The 17758-nt window shown below is 45.8% G+C and carries 16 protein-coding genes and 1 other annotated feature; of the genes, 7 read left to right on the top strand and 9 right to left on the bottom strand.

Annotation, left to right across the window (positions count from 1 at the left end):
* From AAA939_RS04605 to AAA939_RS04615, 3 genes are all read right to left on the bottom strand, one after another.
* Positions 1–337: transposase family protein (locus tag AAA939_RS04605; protein ID WP_338230428.1), on the bottom strand; the 337-nt coding region annotated here is incomplete at its 3' end.
* A 212-nt stretch (positions 338–549) separates the two neighbouring features.
* A complete protein-coding gene (locus AAA939_RS04610) occupies positions 550–1077 on the bottom strand; it encodes a histidine phosphatase family protein (protein ID WP_338207927.1) in 528 nt (175 codons plus the stop codon).
* Between the two features lie 144 nt (positions 1078–1221).
* Entirely contained in the window at positions 1222–5061 is a 3840-nt protein-coding gene (locus AAA939_RS04615; protein ID WP_338207928.1) for a MucBP domain-containing protein, read from the bottom strand.
* Between the two features lie 644 nt (positions 5062–5705).
* On the opposite strand from AAA939_RS04615, the gene AAA939_RS04620 reads away from it, so the two are divergent.
* The 4 genes from AAA939_RS04620 to AAA939_RS04635 all read left to right on the top strand — a co-directional run bounded on the left by AAA939_RS04620 (position 5706) and on the right by AAA939_RS04635 (position 8049).
* The gene (locus AAA939_RS04620; protein ID WP_338207929.1) at positions 5706–6275 is read left to right on the top strand and encodes a helix-turn-helix domain-containing protein; all 570 of its coding nucleotides are present in this window, start codon (positions 5706–5708) and stop codon (positions 6273–6275) included.
* 80 nt (positions 6276–6355) lie between these two features.
* Positions 6356–6475, top strand: coding sequence for a putative metal homeostasis protein (locus AAA939_RS04625; RefSeq protein ID WP_157060957.1), 120 nt, complete (start codon positions 6356–6358; stop codon positions 6473–6475).
* A 259-nt stretch (positions 6476–6734) separates the two neighbouring features.
* Entirely contained in the window at positions 6735–7226 is a 492-nt protein-coding gene (locus AAA939_RS04630; protein WP_338230518.1) for a kinase, read from the top strand.
* A 79-nt stretch (positions 7227–7305) separates the two neighbouring features.
* The gene (locus AAA939_RS04635; RefSeq protein WP_338207931.1) at positions 7306–8049 is read left to right on the top strand and encodes a helix-turn-helix domain-containing protein; all 744 of its coding nucleotides are present in this window, start codon (positions 7306–7308) and stop codon (positions 8047–8049) included.
* 183 nt (positions 8050–8232) lie between these two features.
* On the opposite strand, the gene asnA is transcribed toward AAA939_RS04635, so the two are convergent.
* From asnA to AAA939_RS04655, 4 genes are all read right to left on the bottom strand, one after another.
* Complete coding sequence (asnA, locus tag AAA939_RS04640; protein WP_338207932.1) at positions 8233–9240, bottom strand: aspartate--ammonia ligase; 1008 nt, start codon at positions 9238–9240, stop codon at positions 8233–8235.
* A gap of 83 nt (positions 9241–9323) precedes the next feature.
* Positions 9324–9576: a binding site (T-box leader), on the bottom strand.
* Positions 9577–9699: 123 nt separating this feature from the next.
* A complete protein-coding gene (locus tag AAA939_RS04645) occupies positions 9700–11106 on the bottom strand; it encodes a C69 family dipeptidase (protein ID WP_338207933.1) in 1407 nt (468 codons plus the stop codon).
* A gap of 36 nt (positions 11107–11142) precedes the next feature.
* Positions 11143–12390, bottom strand: a complete 1248-nt coding sequence (locus AAA939_RS04650) for an RNA polymerase sigma factor sigma-70 region 4 domain-containing protein (protein WP_338207934.1) — start codon at positions 12388–12390, stop codon at positions 11143–11145.
* Between the two features lie 49 nt (positions 12391–12439).
* Positions 12440–12703 (bottom strand): hypothetical protein, encoded by a 264-nt coding sequence (locus AAA939_RS04655; protein WP_338207935.1) that lies wholly within the window; start codon positions 12701–12703, stop codon positions 12440–12442.
* A 213-nt stretch (positions 12704–12916) separates the two neighbouring features.
* Between AAA939_RS04655 and AAA939_RS04660 the strand changes: the two genes are divergently transcribed.
* The gene (locus tag AAA939_RS04660) at positions 12917–13117 is read left to right on the top strand and encodes a helix-turn-helix domain-containing protein (RefSeq protein WP_338207936.1); all 201 of its coding nucleotides are present in this window, start codon (positions 12917–12919) and stop codon (positions 13115–13117) included.
* A gap of 231 nt (positions 13118–13348) precedes the next feature.
* Positions 13349–15142, top strand: coding sequence for a DNA helicase RecQ (gene recQ, locus AAA939_RS04665; RefSeq protein ID WP_338207937.1), 1794 nt, complete (start codon positions 13349–13351; stop codon positions 15140–15142).
* On the opposite strand, the gene AAA939_RS04670 is transcribed toward recQ, so the two are convergent.
* On the bottom strand, positions 15139–16317 hold the full coding sequence (locus tag AAA939_RS04670) for a serine hydrolase domain-containing protein (RefSeq protein WP_338207938.1): 1179 nt from the start codon (positions 16315–16317) through the stop codon (positions 15139–15141). The two genes, recQ and AAA939_RS04670, sit on opposite strands and share 4 nt — an antisense overlap.
* A 133-nt stretch (positions 16318–16450) precedes the next feature.
* Here AAA939_RS04670 and AAA939_RS04675 point away from each other — a divergent pair, with 133 nt between their 5' ends.
* Positions 16451–17329, top strand: coding sequence for an RluA family pseudouridine synthase (locus tag AAA939_RS04675; RefSeq protein WP_338207939.1), 879 nt, complete (start codon positions 16451–16453; stop codon positions 17327–17329).
* A gap of 84 nt (positions 17330–17413) precedes the next feature.
* Here the strand turns inward: AAA939_RS04675 and AAA939_RS04680 are convergent, their stop codons facing one another.
* A complete protein-coding gene (locus tag AAA939_RS04680; RefSeq protein WP_338230520.1) occupies positions 17414–17740 on the bottom strand; it encodes an ArsR/SmtB family transcription factor in 327 nt (108 codons plus the stop codon).
* Positions 17741–17758 lie beyond the last annotated feature (18 nt).

A 17758-nucleotide genomic window follows, 5' to 3' on the forward strand; every position in this document is an offset into this window, starting at 1 on the left:
AGATAATCATTTGCTTCGTATCTTCTGATATCTGGCAATGCGGTTTAACTAATGATGTTTGTGCGCTAAAAGTATGCTTACAGGATTTACACCGATAACGTTGCTTACGCAATTTTAAAATAATTGGTCGTTCTTTGACTGGGGGCATTCTGACATTAATTAGATTAGTCCCAAAACGTACTACTTCGGGCTGGCCACAAAGTGGGCAGTTCTTTAAAGGATAGGTCAGTTTAGCGTGAATGACCTGTTTGCTTGGATTACTACTATCAATATCAGTACAAATAATATTTGGGTCTTTAATTTGAAGAGTATCTTCGATAAAATGATTTTGGGACATCTTTTCTCACTTGCCTTTACTTTTACTTTGGTCGGTACGGGTGGTGCATTGGGGGAAGTTGTCCTTTTATTTTACACAAAAACTGGGTGTTGATGGATTTCCATCAACACCCAATATTCTAGAGCCTTTTAATTGCGATTAAAGTGAGGTGTATCGGTGGGCAGATTCATTGAATAAATAGCCGTTGTCACTGATATATGACTGACAGAAGGTTAAATATTCAGCTGCTGAACGTCACAGTAATCCAAACCGTCCCATGGGCCCATTTGACTGATGATGGTACCATGACTAACATAGGCGATACAATCATATTGGGTGGCGTAGCGTTTTAAAACTCCCATGAAACGGTTTTGCATGTCTTCAATCGTATCGTAATGGTAAGGACAATCTGCTGGACGTTCGTGGGGATGCTTCAAAAAAGCTTGGTAGGCGGCTTCAGCCAACTCATCGTTGTCGATCCGAGCACCGGTATTGTCGGGTTGCCATTCGCGTAAATCTAATTCAACTTTTAGGGGAATATCATGATAGCGAACGAACTCTAAAGCCGTTTGAAGGGCGCGGGTATAAGGTGAAGCGAGCACTAGTTGAACTTCTTTGAAAAGCGGATCCTTTGCCCGTTCCCGTGCAATTTGAATGCCCCGGTCGGTCAGTGGCCGTAGTTCGCGACCGTAACCACGTAATCCCGCGGCGGCAACTTGGTCGTAAGCAGGTTCAGAGTGTCGAATTAAGTAGACTTTCATGATCAAAAACTCCTTTGAATTAGGTTTATTTTGTTAACCCAAGTATACGCCGGTGGCGGGTGTTATCGGGAAAAGAAAAGCGCTTCGTTAACCATTAATATCAGTGGTTAACGGAACGCTTTTGGAATGTCTTGAAATCAAGGTTTAATCTTTACGCTTTTTAAGACCAAGGGTTGCTAAGAGGGAGAGGACCCCCATCCAAAGCAAGCTAAGCGCTGAGGCCTGTTCGTTAGTTTGTGGTAAAGCGGTCGTATCTTTTTGAGCCGTTGCCTTAGCTTGAGCGGGCTGAACCTTAGCTGGTTTAACAGCAGTCTTTGGTGTTGTGACTTGGTCGCGGTCGACCGTAGTGACCTGTCCTGGTTTGTCCGGTTGTGCTGGTTGAGTCGGTTGTTCCGGCTCAGTTGGCTTTTCGGGCGTGGTTGGCTTTCCAGGATCCACGTGGTCGCCGTCACCACCATCCGTTGTTGGCACGGCGTCGTAAACATAGGTCACGTCTTGGTTGCCTTCAGCAAATTGGCCGTTAGCGTTAGCCGGAGAAGTGACGAGTCGATAACCGTTAAAAGTTAAAGCAGTCGTCTGGTAAGCCGTACCGGTATTTCCAGTAAGGGTAGTTGTCTTCAAGGTCTTTCCATCGGCAGTGACATAGTGGACTGTGACGGTTCCCGTGGTATTAGGGTCAACTGGTTGATCCTGAGTGTAAACGTAGGTCACCGTTTGGGCAGCGGTACTGAATGTCCCGGTTGGATTGCCGTGGACAACCTTGAACGTGTAACCGTCGATGGTTAATTGTTCAGTCGTGTAAGTGTCGCCGAGGAAGCCGTTTAAAACGGTCTCTGGATGAATAGCTTTGCCGTTTTCATCCTGATACTGGACGGTGACGGCCTTACCGGCATTACGCGTGTAAATGTAGGTAACGGTTTGTGAGGCGTCTGTAAAGGTTCCTGTTGTGTTACCTTGAACGGTCTTGAACGTGTAACCATCGATGGCTAATTGTTCACTCTGGTAAGTGTCGCCGAGGAAACCGTTTAAAACGGTCTCTGGATGAATGGTTTTGCCATTTTCATCTTGATACTGAACGGTGACGGCCTTACCAGTATTCCGAGTGTAAATGTAGGTAACGGTTTGTGGTGCATCCGTAAAGGTTCCCGTTGCGTTACCTTGGACAGCTTTAAACGTGTAGCCGTCGATGGCTAATTGTTCAGTCGTGTAAGTGTCGCCAAGGAAACCATTTAAAGTTGTGTCAGAGTGAATAGTTTTGCCATTTTCATCCTGGTACTGAACGGTGACGGCCTTACCGGTATTGCGCGTGTAAATGTAGGTGACAGTTTGTGGCGTATCAGTGAAGGTTCCAGTTGCGTCACCTTGAACAGCCTTAAACGTATAACCGTCGATAGCTAATTGTTCGGTGGTATAGGCGTCGCCTTCGTAGCCGGTTAACGTTACATCGGCATGTAATGATTTGCCATTTTCGTCTTGATATTGAACGGTGACGGCTTGACCGGCTGTGCGGGTATAAATATAAGTGATTGTTTGCGGTTTGTCGGTAAAGAGACCATTGGCGTTACCTTGAACGGTCTTAAACGTGTAACCTTTGATTGCCAATTGTTCGCTGGCGTACGGGTCGCCTTCATAGCCGGATAGAACGATGTCGTCATGTAACGATTTGCCATTTTCATCCTGGTATTGAACGGTGACAGCTTGGCCAGCGTTGCGGGTATAAACGTAAACGATGGTTTGTGGATGGTCGGTGAAAATTCCAATGGCACGGGTCTGAAGTTCTTTATAGGTATAACCTGGAATGGCCAGTTGCTGATCTGGAATTTCCAGTCCCATTTTACCTTGACCGGATAAGTTCAAGTCATCGGAGAGTTTATTGCCGTTCTCATCTTGGTACTTGATGGTCACGTCGCCAGCGTCGCTTCGTTTGTAAACGTAAATGATATCGTGGGCGGAATCGGTAAACGTTGGGTCACCGATAACTTGGTCAAAAGTATGGTTTGGAATATCGATGGTTTGATCTGCTACAACGGTGTTGAGCTGTTCTTTACCGCTTAAAACCTTGTCAGGCGCTAACGAGTTACCATCGGCGTCTTGGTATTTGATGGTGACATCAGCGGCATCTTTACGAGTGTAAACAAAGATGTAGGTCTGGCTTTCAGTGGTCAGTGTTCCGGTGGCGTTAGCGGGTGAGATGTAGTCTTGGATTGCGGGTGCTGGAATATCGAAGTCGAGTCCCAGCAGGCCTTTACCAGGGACTGTTTGGTCAGGCGCTAAGGTGTTTCCGTTTTTGTCTTGGAATTTAAAAGTTATATCGCCGGCGTCCATCCGGGCATAGGTGAAAATCACCGTTTGGGCGGCATCCGTAAAGGTCCCGGTAGGATTACCACTGGTGCTGACCAATTGGTAGTTGGTGAACGACTTGCTAGGAGCCGTATAGGTTTCACCGATGAGCCCGGTTAAAGTTTGATCCGAGGCTAAGGTGTTGCCGTCAACATCTTGGTATTTGACGGTAACGGGTTGGGCGGTATCGGTTAGTTCGTATGTTTGCGCGATTGCGAAGTAAACGGTACCGACACTGTAAGAACCAATCATGTAGAAAAAATCTTTGACTGGAACGACGGTAGACCCATTAAACTGGCCGTTAGCATCGCCGGCCCACCAGTTACCAGGTTGTGATTTCAAACCAGTAAAGATTAGGCCCCCCTTGCCATCCTGGGTGGTGTTGTCAACACCAGCACCGTTGAAATAATACTTGTAAGAAAAATGTAAATTAGTACTGTTATATGTTACTGGTTCGGCAATTCCGTTAGAACTACTTAGAATGACGGTTGAGCCGTCTTGATTGCGAAACGGGCTAGGCAACGTGTAATTAGGATTGTTTTTATCGATGAAAATTGGATTGAGGTTGACGACGACTTGGTTACCGTATGACAATTTAGTTAAGTTGGTTAAGTCTTTTAGGCTAGAAAAGTCAGAAATGTGGTTGAAATCGACGTACAGCTTCTCCAAGTTTACTAGGTTTTTCAAAGGTGAAATATCAGTGACCCGATTGTCTTGAATATCGATTGCTGTTAGGTTTGTCAATCCGGCGAGTGGGGTAATGTCAGCTACGTCCCCATAATAGTGAACAGGGATACTACTATTTAACCCCTTATTGAGGGTAACGCTTGTTAGGTTAGTGGCGTATTGTAAACCGTCGAGTGAATAATCCGTTTTACCGTCAATATAGGTATCAGTTCCGTAATAGGTTTTGAGCAGCAACATATCATCTTTAGTAATATCAGCCGCTGAATTCCAAGTACGATCCTTATTTTGCGCGCGGAGCTGACGTAGGACTTCTTGTTGCAACAGCTTATTGGGCATCCAAGTATCGATGCTTTCATCGGCTATCGCCGCCATCCGTGCGCGTGGCGCCATTGCGGGCTGAGCTGCTTGTTTAGTTGTAAGCTGATCTTCAGGCGTTTCTTTTTGGACGGATTCCGTCGACGCTTGTGAAGCTTCGGCTAAAGCAGTGGTTGCGGGTGCTTCCGATTTTGCGCCAGTTGATTGTACTGGCTGCTCGCTATTAGCGGATTCTTTTGCAGCTGGTGACGCCGCACTACTCGTTGGGGCAGTAGCGCTATTTGCCGGTGCTTCGCTAGTTGGTGCGGTCGATTTAGTGTTTTGCTCAGATGCGGGTTGGGTGCCTTCACTGGCACTTGATGTACCAGTATTATTGGCAGAATTGGGCGTTGTTGGCGCCTGTGAAGTAGTTGGTTCAGTTTTTAAATTAACGTTATTTTGTTGTAGCGGACTGGCCGTGACGGTCTGGCTACTTTCAGCCTGACTAGGTTTTGGTGTTGCCGTGACCTCGTCTGCAGATACGGTTTGATTGGTGATTGCGGTGACAGTTAAAAGCATGGTCGTAACCCCAGTGATCAGCCAACGCGATTGGCGCTGGTTATTAAATTGCTTATTTAACTGTTTGTTTACTGATTTTTTCAAAGTATCCCCATCCTTTAGAAAGAAAATCGTTTTAATTAATTATTATATAACCCAGTTAATAGTTAGAGTGTAGCACCGTTAATGCTGATAGTCTAATTAATGATAATTAAATTAAAATATCATTTTATTGTGATTTGATATAGGTTATGGTCTCAATTATTAATAATAAATGTGTTGGTTAGTTACAGCTTGATAAGCCAACGTTTGATGAAATAGCAGGTGTGAAAACGTTATGCCTAAAGGATTAATACGATGAACTAACGATATTGAGATGTACTGAGGGTAGTATGCAATTAAGATGGTGATGACTGAATTATTTAGATGGAAAATAGTAATTATCTATTACTAATTTTTATATCAATCAGGGTTAACTTTAGAAATATTTGTGTATGTATAATCTGATAACCGCGTGTTTTTCCGTGTTTAGCTAGTATTCATCCGACTAACATGGGATTGGTAAACTCAACTAATCATTTGCTAACCTGACGTGTAAAATGGAAGTGTTATGGTGATATTGCAGTAACTTTATCAAAACTACAAACCTTGATTTAACAAGGGTGCAACGGCACGTTGCGGGTGGTATTTGGTGAGGCAACTAATTGGTGCGGGGGAAAGGATTTTATTTTAAGTGGAGGTGCGGTACAGTGAAAATTGAAATTGGACCAAAAATCAAGGAGCAACGTGAACAGCGGGAATGGTCGCAACAAGTGTTGGCAGAAAAGTTGCGAGTATCACGCCAAACAATTTCTAAGTGGGAACTGGGCAAGAGCTATCCCGACCTGGAAAGTTTAGTCATGCTTGCGCAGTTATTCGGAGTTTCAGCGGATTACTTGCTGGGAATGACTCAACCAGTGGCGAAGCGCCCGTGGTATCGCGTTTGGTTTCGTAAGGGGAGCAAAAAGGCAATGGGGACAACTGAAAATCATTCCGCCAAGTGGTATAGTAGCGGACAAGCTCGAGCAAAGGCTGCGACGGCCATCATGATGGATTTAGTCGCTAATTTAAATCAAACGACGGAACGGCCGTTTCGAGAACTGATTGGAAGCTATTATCGTGAGCTGGTGCAGCAACAATCTGGTTCGAACATGTACGTTTTTGAGCGAATGGGACTCGAAATCTCGGCTTGTTTACGGAAGAATGGCATCGTGTTATCACCGGAGAATTCCAAACGGGTGGATCAATTGATTGCCATGAACTACGTTAGGTATTTGTAGGCAAATGCTTTGGATTTTTTAATGGTTCATGATATATTTAAATCGTAATGATTACGATTTAAATATAAGGGGTTTTGAATATGGAAAAACAAGATTTAGCAAGTGCACGGCGTCGCTTGAGAAGTTCGAACTTAAAGTCGCGTAAACGCGCGTTAAAAGTGTTACACGATTATCGACGCAATTTACAAAAGAGTAAGTAAAACAGGTGAGAGTGGGCCAAAGGGCGATTAGTTTGCGAGCATTAACGTGAAAGTAGCGATTATTCCTGGGTTTGGAATAGTCGCTGATTTCGGGTTAAGCGGAACAAACTGCCGTTTGGCGAACGTTTTGACAATAGTAATAGGAAGAGCCAACCAGAAATTTTCTGATTGGCTTTTTGAGTTTCGTCTCGGAACCACCTGTTTTAGTCCTATAATGGCTATTAGAAAGTGAAGTCGTAGCATTAAGGGGACTTGTGGAATGGAAACAACGTTAATTATTATTCGCGGAAATTCTGGTAGCGGCAAAACCACCTTAGCAGAAACGTTACAAAAACGCTTAGGGCGTAACACGTTGCTAGTTGAGCAGGATGTGGTGCGGCGTGAGATGTTAATGAGCCGTGATAACCCGGGAAATTTATCAATTGATCTTATTAAGCAGATTGCGGCCTATGGTAATCACCGGGTGCCCGTCGTTATTGTAGAAGGAATCTTGGCCCGTAAACGCTATGAAGAAATGCTAAGAAAGTTGGCGGGGCCGTTTGCGAAGGCACTGACTTACTATTTTGATGTTGATTTTAAAACGACCTTAACTCGGCATCAGACTCGAACGCGGGACTTTGGCCCCCAAGAGATGAAACGGTGGTGGCTACCACACGATGTGTTGGGCTGGTCTTCAGAACAGTTGATTAATCAGCAATCAGATCTGGAAATGGAAGTTCAGCAAATCTTGAATGACTTAAATGCCAAGTGAAGTGACCATCAACCATGAGTTGATTGCGACTAAGCGGCATCGAACGTATGCTAGGGAGGAAAATTAGGGGGGCGAGAAAATGCGGTTACAGGCGATGTTAAAATTACGACGGCAGCAGCGGGGGTTAACACAATCCCAACTTGCAAGTCAGCTATTTGTGACGACGCAAGCTGTCTCTAAATGGGAAACTGGTAGGGCAGTACCGTCGATCGATAACTTATTGGCTTTATCGGATTTTTACAATATTTCATTAGATGAACTTGTCCAGGGAAGCCCATTTTTTAAAAAGCCTTATTTGGTTGGAAAACGTTTCAACGTGAAACGAGCTGTGGGGCTAGTTTTATTTTGGCTATTGGTTAGCTTACTATTCACAGGATTTGGCTACCAGCCATGGTGGCTTTTTGGTGCGGTTATGGGGCTCGGTGTAATCGTCGTCTTACCCGTTGCAGTTAGCGATTATTGGGTGATCACCCAATCAGGTCTTATCCTCAATCAGTATTCCACTAAAACATTGGTTAAATTTAAGGAGCTGCTCATGCGGCAACCTACTAAAACGGTCATTCGCTATGAACAGTTACGGGGTGTGGCGCTTCAGTACCGCACTCGCAAGCGAACTTCAGTGTTTGATATTAACCCGGATTATTTTCAAATTATGCTAATGACGGCGAAGCGGACGTGGACGCTTGATTTAAACGCTCAGGTACGGGATTACTTACCACAATTACTAGATTACTTAACGCGTCATGGAATTCAAGTTAGTGATTCACAGGGCATAATGCCAATAATCATTAGCGGGCAATCATTATATGAACATTTTCATTAAGTGAAAAATAGCTCACGGAAAATTTCAAATTTTCCGTGAGCTATTTTGATATTTGATGGTTGTGTCACTTTAAACGTATTAGGTTTGGTTTTAGATTGAATTCAGTGACATTGGTAGTTAACTGGTTACTAGTTAAGCCAAGCTAACTAACCAATGGGAACCCGCAACTAATATCAATTTTTATTAAAGTAAGTGGATGTTGTTAGCTTCGCACTTATCGATCATGGCTTGTGGCCAAAGTGCGGCTTGGACTTCACCAACGTGGGCTTTACCAAGCAATAACATGCAGAGCCGGGATTGACCAATCCCACCACCAATGGTGTAAGGGACGGAGGCGTCCAAGATCATCTTGTGATATGGCAAGCTTAACCGGTCTTCAGCGTCGGCGTCTTTTAATTGGGCCTTCATTGAGTCGGCGTCAACCCGAATTCCCATGCTGGAAATTTCAATGGCTTGGTCTAATGGTTCGTACCAGAAGAGGATATCGCCGTTTAATTTCCAGTCGTCGTAGTCAGGTGCGCGGCCGTCATGACGTTTGCCACTGTTTAACTTCCAACCAATTTGCATTAAGAAGACACAGCCTAATTTTTTACAGATGGCGTTTTCGCGTTCGCGCGGCGTCATGTCAGGGTACATATCTTCTAGTTCTTGAGTGGTGATGAAGTGAATTTCGTCTGGTAAATGGTGAACGGCTTTAGGGAACTTGTACCAAACTTCGTGTTCCATATGTTTGATAACTTTGAAAATGGTTTTGACCGTGTCTTCCAAAGTTTGGACGTTACGTTCGTCTTTGGCAATCACTTTTTCCCAGTCCCACTGGTCAACGTAAGCTGAATGGTAGTTGTCTAAATCTTCGTCTTTACGAATTGCGTTCATGTTCGTGTAGAGGCCTTCGTGCATGTCGAAGCCGTAACGTTTCAAAGCGACCCGTTTCCACTTAGCTAATGAGTGGACGATTTCAATCGTTTCGTCGCCCATATCCTGCATTGTAAAGGAGACCGGTTTTTCAACCCCGTTTAAGTTATCGTTTAAACCAGTTTTCTTTTCAACGAACATGGGAGCAGATAACCGTGATAGGTTTAATTGCTTACCAAATTCTTCTTGGAAAGTTTCACGAATATAACGAATCGCTTGTTGGGTTTCTTTAACGGATAATTTTGGATCGTAATCCTTTGGAATAATTAAATGCATAAGTCGGAACTCCTTTAAAATAATTTATTGATTAACATAGATTTTTCAAGATAAAAGAAAAAAGCCTTCCGTCCCTTGAATTATCAAGGGACGAAAGACTTCTTTCGCGGTACCACCCAAGTTGTCTGCCAAAATGCAGACCAGCTCTAAATAGAGTACGAACATACTCCACCGATGATAACGTACCGGTTAACGGCTAATCCTACTTTAACGTAGTTATTTCAGTTAGCAACTAAGAAAGTGTTTTTCGGATTAATCAAGTACTGGTCGGGTTTCCACTCATCCCCGATTCACTGGCAGGTTGATTAATCGTACTCCTCTTTCCTACGTTTTTTATCTTGTGCCATTTATATTAGCACTATTTCTGTGATTGTAAACAATAAAATTAAAATTAAATTAATTATCACTCATGAAATCACCATTTAAATGCAAGATCAACCTGCACCGTTGAGCGATTTATTAGTCGTTCAAATTATAACGTAATTTCATTTTTTCAGAACCAGCAATGACCATTTCGCCCAATAATTTGGTTTGGAGTTTCATGGCAGTGTCGGCCAGTTGTTGGTTAGCAGCTTCCAAGTAGGCGGTGGTGTCAGCGTGGTTGCTTAAATCAGCGTCGGTGTCGTTTTCAAGCTTACGGTAGGCACTCATGGCTTCAAGTTCGTAGCTGTTCCGCATGTCAACGTAGAAGTCGTAGTCGGTGTCACCAAGCAAAGCAGTGGTGCAGCTCAACCAGTACATGTCGTTTAAGTTAAACGTGCCGTTCGCGTCCTTGTAGCTTGCTGGCGTATCGTTAACGTTAGCGTAGAAAGGAACGACCGTGTTAAACGTGTTGGCACCGAAGGCTAACCAGTGAATCCCAGCGATTTCGGCGGGAACGTCGTTACGAATTTGTAAGATGTGGACATCGTGGTTCCGGTTGATCCCGATTGGCCGGAATAACTTCTTTTCGGCTTCAGTGCCACTCCCGTAAACGTCATACTTCGTGTTTTCAAAGTGGGAGCTCAAGACAAACTTCACGTCTTCAATCGAAATTTTGCGGTTGGCGTGGCAAATGAATGGTAAGTCTTGTTCCATTGGGTCTTGTTGAACGTCCGGTGTAAAGTATTTCTGACCGAACCAAGCCCGGGGGTTGTTATAAACCGTGTCTTTGATGGATGAACTACCGAAGATGTGGCGTAAGTTAACCCGGTCAAAGTCAGGGTTTAAGTGATAGGTCGCAATGAGGTCTTCTAAATCGTCAGAAGCCATCGTATCGGCGGCGTTGAAGTCAAAATCGTCGATGTTCATGCGATTAGGTGCGACCACGTAAGCGTCATCGGGGATGCGTTTAGCAGCCCAGTGATGCCCGCCAATGGTTTCTAACCACCAGATTTCGTCTTTGTCAGAAAAGGCGATCCCGTTTGGTTCGTAAGTCCCGTATTCTTTTAAGAGGGCGCCTAAACGGGTGACCCCTTCTTTAGCGCTGTGAATGTAAGGCAACACTAAGGTGACGAGGTCTTCTTCACCGATACCACCCGCAACCAACGGATCGGCACCTTGAATGCGTGAGTTGGTCGTAATGGTTTCCGTCGCGGACATTGCGATGTTTTCACTGTTGATACCGGCAGCTGGCCAAGTCCCGTTGGTTAGAATTGAATTAGGAATGGAAGTGTAGCGCAGTGGGTTATCAGGTAATGTCACCTGAACCTTACTGATAACTGACTGGTAGTGCTTAGGTTGGTCTTCAGGATTAACGACAACTAACCGTTCTGGGTCGAGGGCTTCGTGCCCGTCGTCGTTACGTGAAATAATGGTTGACCCATCGATTGAAGCCTTTTTACCGACTAAAATCGTGGTACAAGAGCCCTTGATACGTTTTTCCATAGTTTAATAACACTCCTTTGTGTACTGTTAAGCTTATTATACGCTTTCCAGGCCGGGGGTTACACCGTTAGTGGGACTAGTCGTCACTGCCTTTTTTAAAATGTAATTGACGCCGCTGATGCTGATGCCGGTCACCGCCGCAATCTCCCGGTAAGTCTTGCCCCGGGCGTGTAACTTGTGAACGAGTGCGTACTTGGCATGTTTGCTTTGCTGACGGGTCCGCATCGCGGGGGTGCTGGTAGGCGTCGGGGCAAAGATGGGTGCGGGTTGCACGGTCTTGACCGGGGTCTGTGCGTAGAGGTGGGTCATCTTACGCATGACTAGTTCAGTTGTCTGAACATCCCAGATGGCGTTATGTTGGTTCGGATTCGTAATGTTAAATAGCGCGGCGAGGCCGTTTAAGGGCAGATCATGGTAGCCAGACTTGTGGTTGCCGTGATTGATGATGGTATTCGTGAACGCCTGCGCGTCGAAGATGGTAATGGGGGCCGTGACGACAGCTTGTTCTTTGGGGGTTAATTCAGCATAGTGCGTCGCAATGGTGCGCCGTAAGTATTTGATATCTTGGGTCTGATCCCAAAAGACTAACGGTAATTGTGGCGTTAGTACTTGGGAGATAAACGTCTGGATGATTGCGAGTGCATCACCTTGCCGCTCATACTCAGGAAGGGTCAGCCCCGTTTCCGCTAAACCGGTAATTTTCTTTTCGGGTAGGAAGTTCGGGTTGTCAAAATAACGATTGAAGAAAATCGCGGTCTGACGATGGTCCTTAAAACTGATTGCGCTTAGTTGGAAAATATTGGTTTTAAGTCCTGAAAACTTGAAGACTTGCCAATTGATCGTATTGGAAGCACTAGTTCGGCGGAAGAGGTTGCCGAATTCACAATCGATAATGATGTAGTGGTCTGGCATGTTAGGCAGTACGTTTGCGGACATTAAAATGCTAGGCCGATTGATTGGGGTAAGGGTGCCGACAGGTTCTTCGGTAGGTAGGTGGTAGCCAAATGATTGCAAGAAATCGTGATATGATGGTGATATGTTAGCGTCACTGCAAGTGAACACTTTCTTTTCAGCAATGACGAGTTCGTTGCGGTGCGTAAAACTGATGTGACACCGTTGCTGGTCATCCTGAAAGATTGCGGTCACGTTACCGGCTAGGGAATATTCTTTAGCCAGCGTGAGTCGCTTATCAGTTTGAACCTGATAAACCGGACGATTCAGTAAGTAGAGGCAATTGAGGTTGTTCGAAATTCGACGTTCCAGCATAGTCAAAGCTGATGACATGTACATCACTCCTCTGGTCTGGGTAAGTTCATTGTACGCAGATTGTCCGTTAACTTGCCAATGATTGCACTGGTGTCCGCACCATAAATTTTGTAATGACAAACTGGTGACGACGGTTGTAATGGCCATACAGTGCTAAACGCGCGTCAGGTTGCAATTGGTATAATAAAGTCAGGGCGTGTTTGACGATAATGCAGTGAATGGGCTGAGTTTGATCAGCGATGGGGGTTACTTTTAGGTAGAGCATAAAAGGATCGTATTTTAAAATTTTATATTGATTAGCGTAGTTAACCGTTAAGCTTTGTTCATTCATGAAAATCACCTCGATAACATTATACGAACATACGTTCTAATTTGCAACTAAAAAGCAAACTATCAAAAATTAAGTTTGGCAGTTGAGTTATCGAAGCGCTTGGTAGTGCTGGTTAAAAAAATAAATGAATCGATAAAGTTACGTGAAAAAAGCTATAAAAATTGAGTGACTCTTGGTATGATGAAATCTGGACGAATGAAAGGGGGCCTTGCCATGGAGCGTGGACGACGCGCAACGCTAGAAGAACGAATCGCCATCGTGAAGTATACGTTGGCCCATGAGAACAACTATCAGCAGGCAGCCGATCAATTTAACGTCTCCTACCCGCAAGTTTATACTTGGGTTCGCAAGTATCGTCAAGGCGGCATGGAAGGCTTAGTTGATCACCGGGGTCGACCTAAGCAGGCTAAGTAGGGTTACATACGAAAAACGTGTTCAGAGTAGCGGGTAATTGTCGTGTTATCCGGCGAAAAGCACGTTGCGCCGATGGTGTTCAATTTTATAATAAAGGAATCGTGATTTTGGTCACGGTTCCTTTTTCATTTGGCGTAAATAGGAAATAGTAGGTTCGAGAAGCTAAGTTGTATCTGCCTAGGATACCCTGTAAAATGAAACCAATGATTACACAGAAAGAGGAGTGCGGAGATGGATTTAGCGGCGGCGCAACAAGTATTGAAAACGACCTTTGGGTACGATGAATTTCGGCCCGGTCAAAAAGCTGTCATCGAGCAAGTTTTGGCTGGTGAAAATACACTGGCCATCATGCCAACGGGTGGCGGTAAGTCTTTGTGCTACCAAATTCCGGCGTTGCTTTTTTCGGGATTGACCGTGGTCGTTTCACCACTGATTTCATTAATGAAAGACCAGGTCGACGCGTTAAATGACAACGGGATTGCGGCGACCTTCATTAACAGTTCGCTGAGCAACCAAGCCATTAATGAACGGTTACAAGAATTGCGTGCAGGGGATTACACCCTGCTGTACGTTGCACCGGAACGTCTGGATTCAGATTACTTTATCCGGGCGCTGGGGCAACTGCCGATTGATTTATTGGCGATTGATGAAGCGCACTGTATTTCCCAGTGGGGTCACGACTTTCGCCCGAGCTACCTAGCGCTCAGTACGGCAATCGAACAATTGCCGACGCATCCGCAAGTCTTGGCGTTGACCGCAACGGCTACGGAACAAGTGGCCCAAGATATTTGTCAACGGCTGGCAATCGATCCTAAAGGAGAAGTCAATACGGGCTTTGCCCGGGATAATTTAAATCTAACGGTCGTTAAGGATCAGGATACGGACCGCTATATTTTAGACTATTTAAAGGTCAATCACGGTGAAGCGGGAATCATCTATGCCAGCACGCGTAAGGAAGTCATGCGCTTAACCACTTTGTTACAAAAACACCACGTTAAGGTCGCTCCGTACCACGCGGGGTTAGATGACGATGTACGTCGTAAAAATCAAGAAGATTTCTTATTTGACCGGGTCGATGTGATGGTCGCAACCAACGCGTTTGGGATGGGCATTGATAAGAGTAACGTGCGCTTCGTGATCCACGCGCAGGTGCCGGGAACGTTGGAAGCTTATTATCAGGAAGCTGGGCGTGCGGGGCGAGACGGCTTGCCGAGTGAAGCCATTCTTATTTTTCGACCGGCCGATACTCAGTTGCAACATTTCTTCATTGATGAATCCGAGATGGACGATGAACATAAACACCGCGCTTACCATAAATTGCAGGTCATGACGCAGTACGCCAATACGCAAGGGTGTCTTCAACAGTTTATTTTGAAGTACTTCGGGGAAGCTTCGGAACCGTGCGGCCGGTGCAGTAACTGTACCGACGACCGGGAAGCGCAAGATATTACGACTGACGCGCAAAAAGTCTTGTCCTGCGTTGTGCGGTTGCACTCGCGGTTTGGTAAGGGCGTGGTCGCGCAAGTCTTGACCGGCGCCAATAATCAACGTATTCGTGAGTCCAACCTGAGTACGTTATCGACGTACGGGTTAATGTCTAATCAGCGGCAGAAGAGTGTCAGTGAACTGATTGATTTCTTGACCGCGGCGGGCTATTTGCAAGCCGTTGGTGGCCAGTACCCAACGTTATCGGTGACCCAAATGGGCGTCACAATTTTGAAAGGCGAAGGGCAAGTTTACCGCAAAACGGCACGAACTGTTCAACAGTCCGTGCCGGAAAATAGTGCGTTATTTGAACAGTTGCGAACCTTGCGTCGTCAGTTAGCCGAAGATCAGCAAGTGCCACCGTTTGTTATTTTCTCTGATAAAACGTTACATTCAATGTGCGACGTGATGCCTGAAACGGACGCGGCGTTCTTGACGGTCCGCGGCGTGGGGCAAAGCAAGCTCGAAAAGTATGGCGAAACCTTTATGGCAACGATTCGGGCTGCGGCGCACGAATCGCCTTCCGATACGCCAGCCTAGTTTTTGGCAGGCTGGGCAGTTGCGTCTGTGTCGGCTTGGTTCAACAGACCGTAAATGTTACCAGTGACGTGTCCGAATGAAGCAATGTTATTTTGAACATTCGTCATGATGACGACGTACGTTAGCCCGCTGGGACTGAAGCTATTGGCGACGTTCCAGCCGCTAACGATCCCGTGGCTGCTATAGCTGCCGGGATTACAGTAAAAGCCCATACCGTAAGTCGACGAGCTGCCCGGTGTAAACATGGCTTTACGCGCTTCCTTGGAAATTAGCCGACCAGTCATTAGGGCGTGGTCGAACCGGTACATGTCGTCGACCGGCATGTAAAGATTACCAACGCCAAACAACTGTGACAAGTCGCCTAGTTGGGGATGAACGTACTGCCCGTTTTTGACTTGGTAACCGACGGAATGGTTAGAAATCTGATCAAAAGTCTGGTAAGTGCCAGTCTCGGTCATGCCCGCCGGTTGGAAGATGTTTTTTTGTAAATAAGTCATTAACGATTGGCCGCTCAACTTCTCGACCAAGTAGGCGAGCACCGTGTAGTTACTATCAAGGTAGTGCCACTGACCGGGTTGTGCGCGAATCCCCTGTTTTTCGATATCCTTAACGAGGGCGGCGGGCGTCATTGCAGTGCTGGTTTCGTGGTGACCGACGATGCCGGACGTGTGGTTGAGCAAGTTCTTTAACGTGATTTTATGACCGTTAGGAAAGTCTGGAAAATAAGTTGCGATTGGATCGGTCACTTTTAATTTGTGATGATCTTGTAATTGTAAAATTGCGGTCGCGATGATGGCTTTTTGAGCTGACCCAATGTAGTAAGGGGTCGTGGTTTCGTTGGGTGTTTTTGCTTCCCGGTCGCGTTCGCCGTATGCTTTTCTTAAAATGACCTGATGATTGCGAACGACTAGGGCGGTACCTGAAAAGTGTAGCTTAGTCAGGTACTGGTCAATATTGGTATTTTTGACAACCGTTGGGAGTGGCTTGTCGGCATGTTTAGTCTTGTGCGGACGGGACTTAGCCCGCGTAATAACGGTGGTTGGTGATGCTTTAGTGACGGTGCGATCGGCATTGAAACGGTTGGTAATCATGAAGAAGGCCAGTCCAATTCCCCCAAGGATGACCAAGCTGAGCGTAACGTAATACCACTCAGAACGACGTGGAAAATGCATCATTAATTCCCCCAAATTATGGCATTATAATGACCTAACTATACCATGCTTGTATAAGCATAATTGTTAAGATTTGGTATAAAGACCAACAACTAAGGGTTATTTTTTAGCCTGAGTTTCAGAAAGGATTTTCAATATGCAATTTGTCTGGCAGCACCGGGGCGCCCCGGTTTCCATGAAGCACTTTTTAACGACTCACGGAATCAGTATGCGGCTCATCAAGGCCGTTAAACACGGTGAGGGGCAGTTTCTCGTCAATGATCACCCGGTGACTGGTGTCATAACGGTCAATAACGGTGACGTAGCGGGGTTACGGTTAGCTAACGAAGCCCCGGACCCGGAAATTGCGGTCAATAACGAATCGTTAGCGGTTATTTTTGAAGATGATAATTGGTTAGTTGTCAATAAACCGGCAGGACTCACCAGTGTTCCGGGTCCCAGTGACCGGGAAGCGACGCTCGTTAACCGGATCAAGGGGTACTTAATTGCACAACAAGCGCCTAATCAGCGGCCCCATTTGATTACTCGTTTAGACCGGGACACGAGTGGGTTAGTGTTAGTTGCAAAGCACCGGGTCGCTCAGAGTATCTTGGCTGACCCGCAGTTGAAGGCCACCTTGCATAAGACTTATTTAGCTTGGATTCAGGGAACCATTCAACCATCTAAAGGCGTCATTGAGCAACCAATTGGCCGACCAGATGAGTCGCCGCGGCGCCAAGTGATGGCGACGGGGAAACACGCTGTGACTAAGTATGAGGTGGTTGCGACTAATGCGACCGCTGATGTTAGTCGGGTTCGCTTAGAACTCGTGACTGGCCGGACGCACCAGATTCGCGTGCATCTGACCAGTTTAGGGCACCCGTTACTCGGGGATGCGCTGTATGGCGGTGATCAGCAGTTGATTCAACGCCAGGCGCTGCACGCAGCTACCCTGAGTTTTTACGACCCGTTCGAACAAACTCAGGTCTACTTTGAAGCCCCGTTACCGGATGATTTGAGTCGATTGCCGGTTTAGCTGTCAGTATAAAATCAAACGTCTAAATATAACAAAAAATGGTATTTCAGAAAAAATCTTCTGAAATACCATTTTTTGTTAAACCTATTTGCCACCGGCAGTGAGTGTGTCGGCCGCTAAAGTATCAAAGGTTGCTTGCAATTGCTTCAACGGATCACGCAAGGTGAGAAAATAAATGTGCTCGACCCCGTTACTCCGCATGTCAATCACACCCGCTTCGCGCATTAATCGCAAGTGGTGTGAGACGGCGGGGCGCGAAATGTTGACCATGGCGGTAATATCCGTCACGTTTAGGCCATCATCACTGTTCCCCAGAGCAATGATGATTTGGCGCCAAATCTTCTCAGAAAAAATGTTGATTAAAGTAGCGCTCTTTGCGAGTGCAGCTTCAGATTCTTGATAGTTAGCCATATCTAACTGTGTCCTTTC

The sequence above is a fragment of the Lactiplantibacillus paraxiangfangensis genome (assembly GCF_036246185.1).
Taxonomy (GTDB): Bacteria; Bacillota; Bacilli; order Lactobacillales; family Lactobacillaceae; genus Lactiplantibacillus; species Lactiplantibacillus paraxiangfangensis.

Bases quoted from the DNA above. Each gene is read 5' to 3' on its own strand.
- AAA939_RS04610 (WP_338207927.1), bottom strand. From the start codon at position 1,077: ATGAAAGTCTACTTAATTCGACACTCTGAACCTGCTTACGACCAAGTT.
- AAA939_RS04625 (WP_157060957.1), top strand. From the start codon at position 6,356: ATGGAAAAACAAGATTTAGCAAGTGCACGGCGTCGCTTGAGAAGTTCG.
- AAA939_RS04630 (WP_338230518.1), top strand. From the start codon at position 6,735: ATGGAAACAACGTTAATTATTATTCGCGGAAATTCTGGTAGCGGCAAA.
- AAA939_RS04635 (WP_338207931.1), top strand. From the start codon at position 7,306: ATGCGGTTACAGGCGATGTTAAAATTACGACGGCAGCAGCGGGGGTTA.
- asnA (WP_338207932.1), bottom strand. From the start codon at position 9,240: ATGCATTTAATTATTCCAAAGGATTACGATCCAAAATTATCCGTTAAA.
- AAA939_RS04645 (WP_338207933.1), bottom strand. From the start codon at position 11,106: ATGGAAAAACGTATCAAGGGCTCTTGTACCACGATTTTAGTCGGTAAA.
- AAA939_RS04650 (WP_338207934.1), bottom strand. From the start codon at position 12,390: ATGTCATCAGCTTTGACTATGCTGGAACGTCGAATTTCGAACAACCTC.
- AAA939_RS04655 (WP_338207935.1), bottom strand. From the start codon at position 12,703: ATGAATGAACAAAGCTTAACGGTTAACTACGCTAATCAATATAAAATT.
- AAA939_RS04660 (WP_338207936.1), top strand. From the start codon at position 12,917: ATGGAGCGTGGACGACGCGCAACGCTAGAAGAACGAATCGCCATCGTG.
- recQ (WP_338207937.1), top strand. From the start codon at position 13,349: ATGGATTTAGCGGCGGCGCAACAAGTATTGAAAACGACCTTTGGGTAC.
- AAA939_RS04670 (WP_338207938.1), bottom strand. From the start codon at position 16,317: ATGATGCATTTTCCACGTCGTTCTGAGTGGTATTACGTTACGCTCAGC.
- AAA939_RS04675 (WP_338207939.1), top strand. From the start codon at position 16,451: ATGCAATTTGTCTGGCAGCACCGGGGCGCCCCGGTTTCCATGAAGCAC.
- AAA939_RS04680 (WP_338230520.1), bottom strand. From the start codon at position 17,740: ATGGCTAACTATCAAGAATCTGAAGCTGCACTCGCAAAGAGCGCTACT.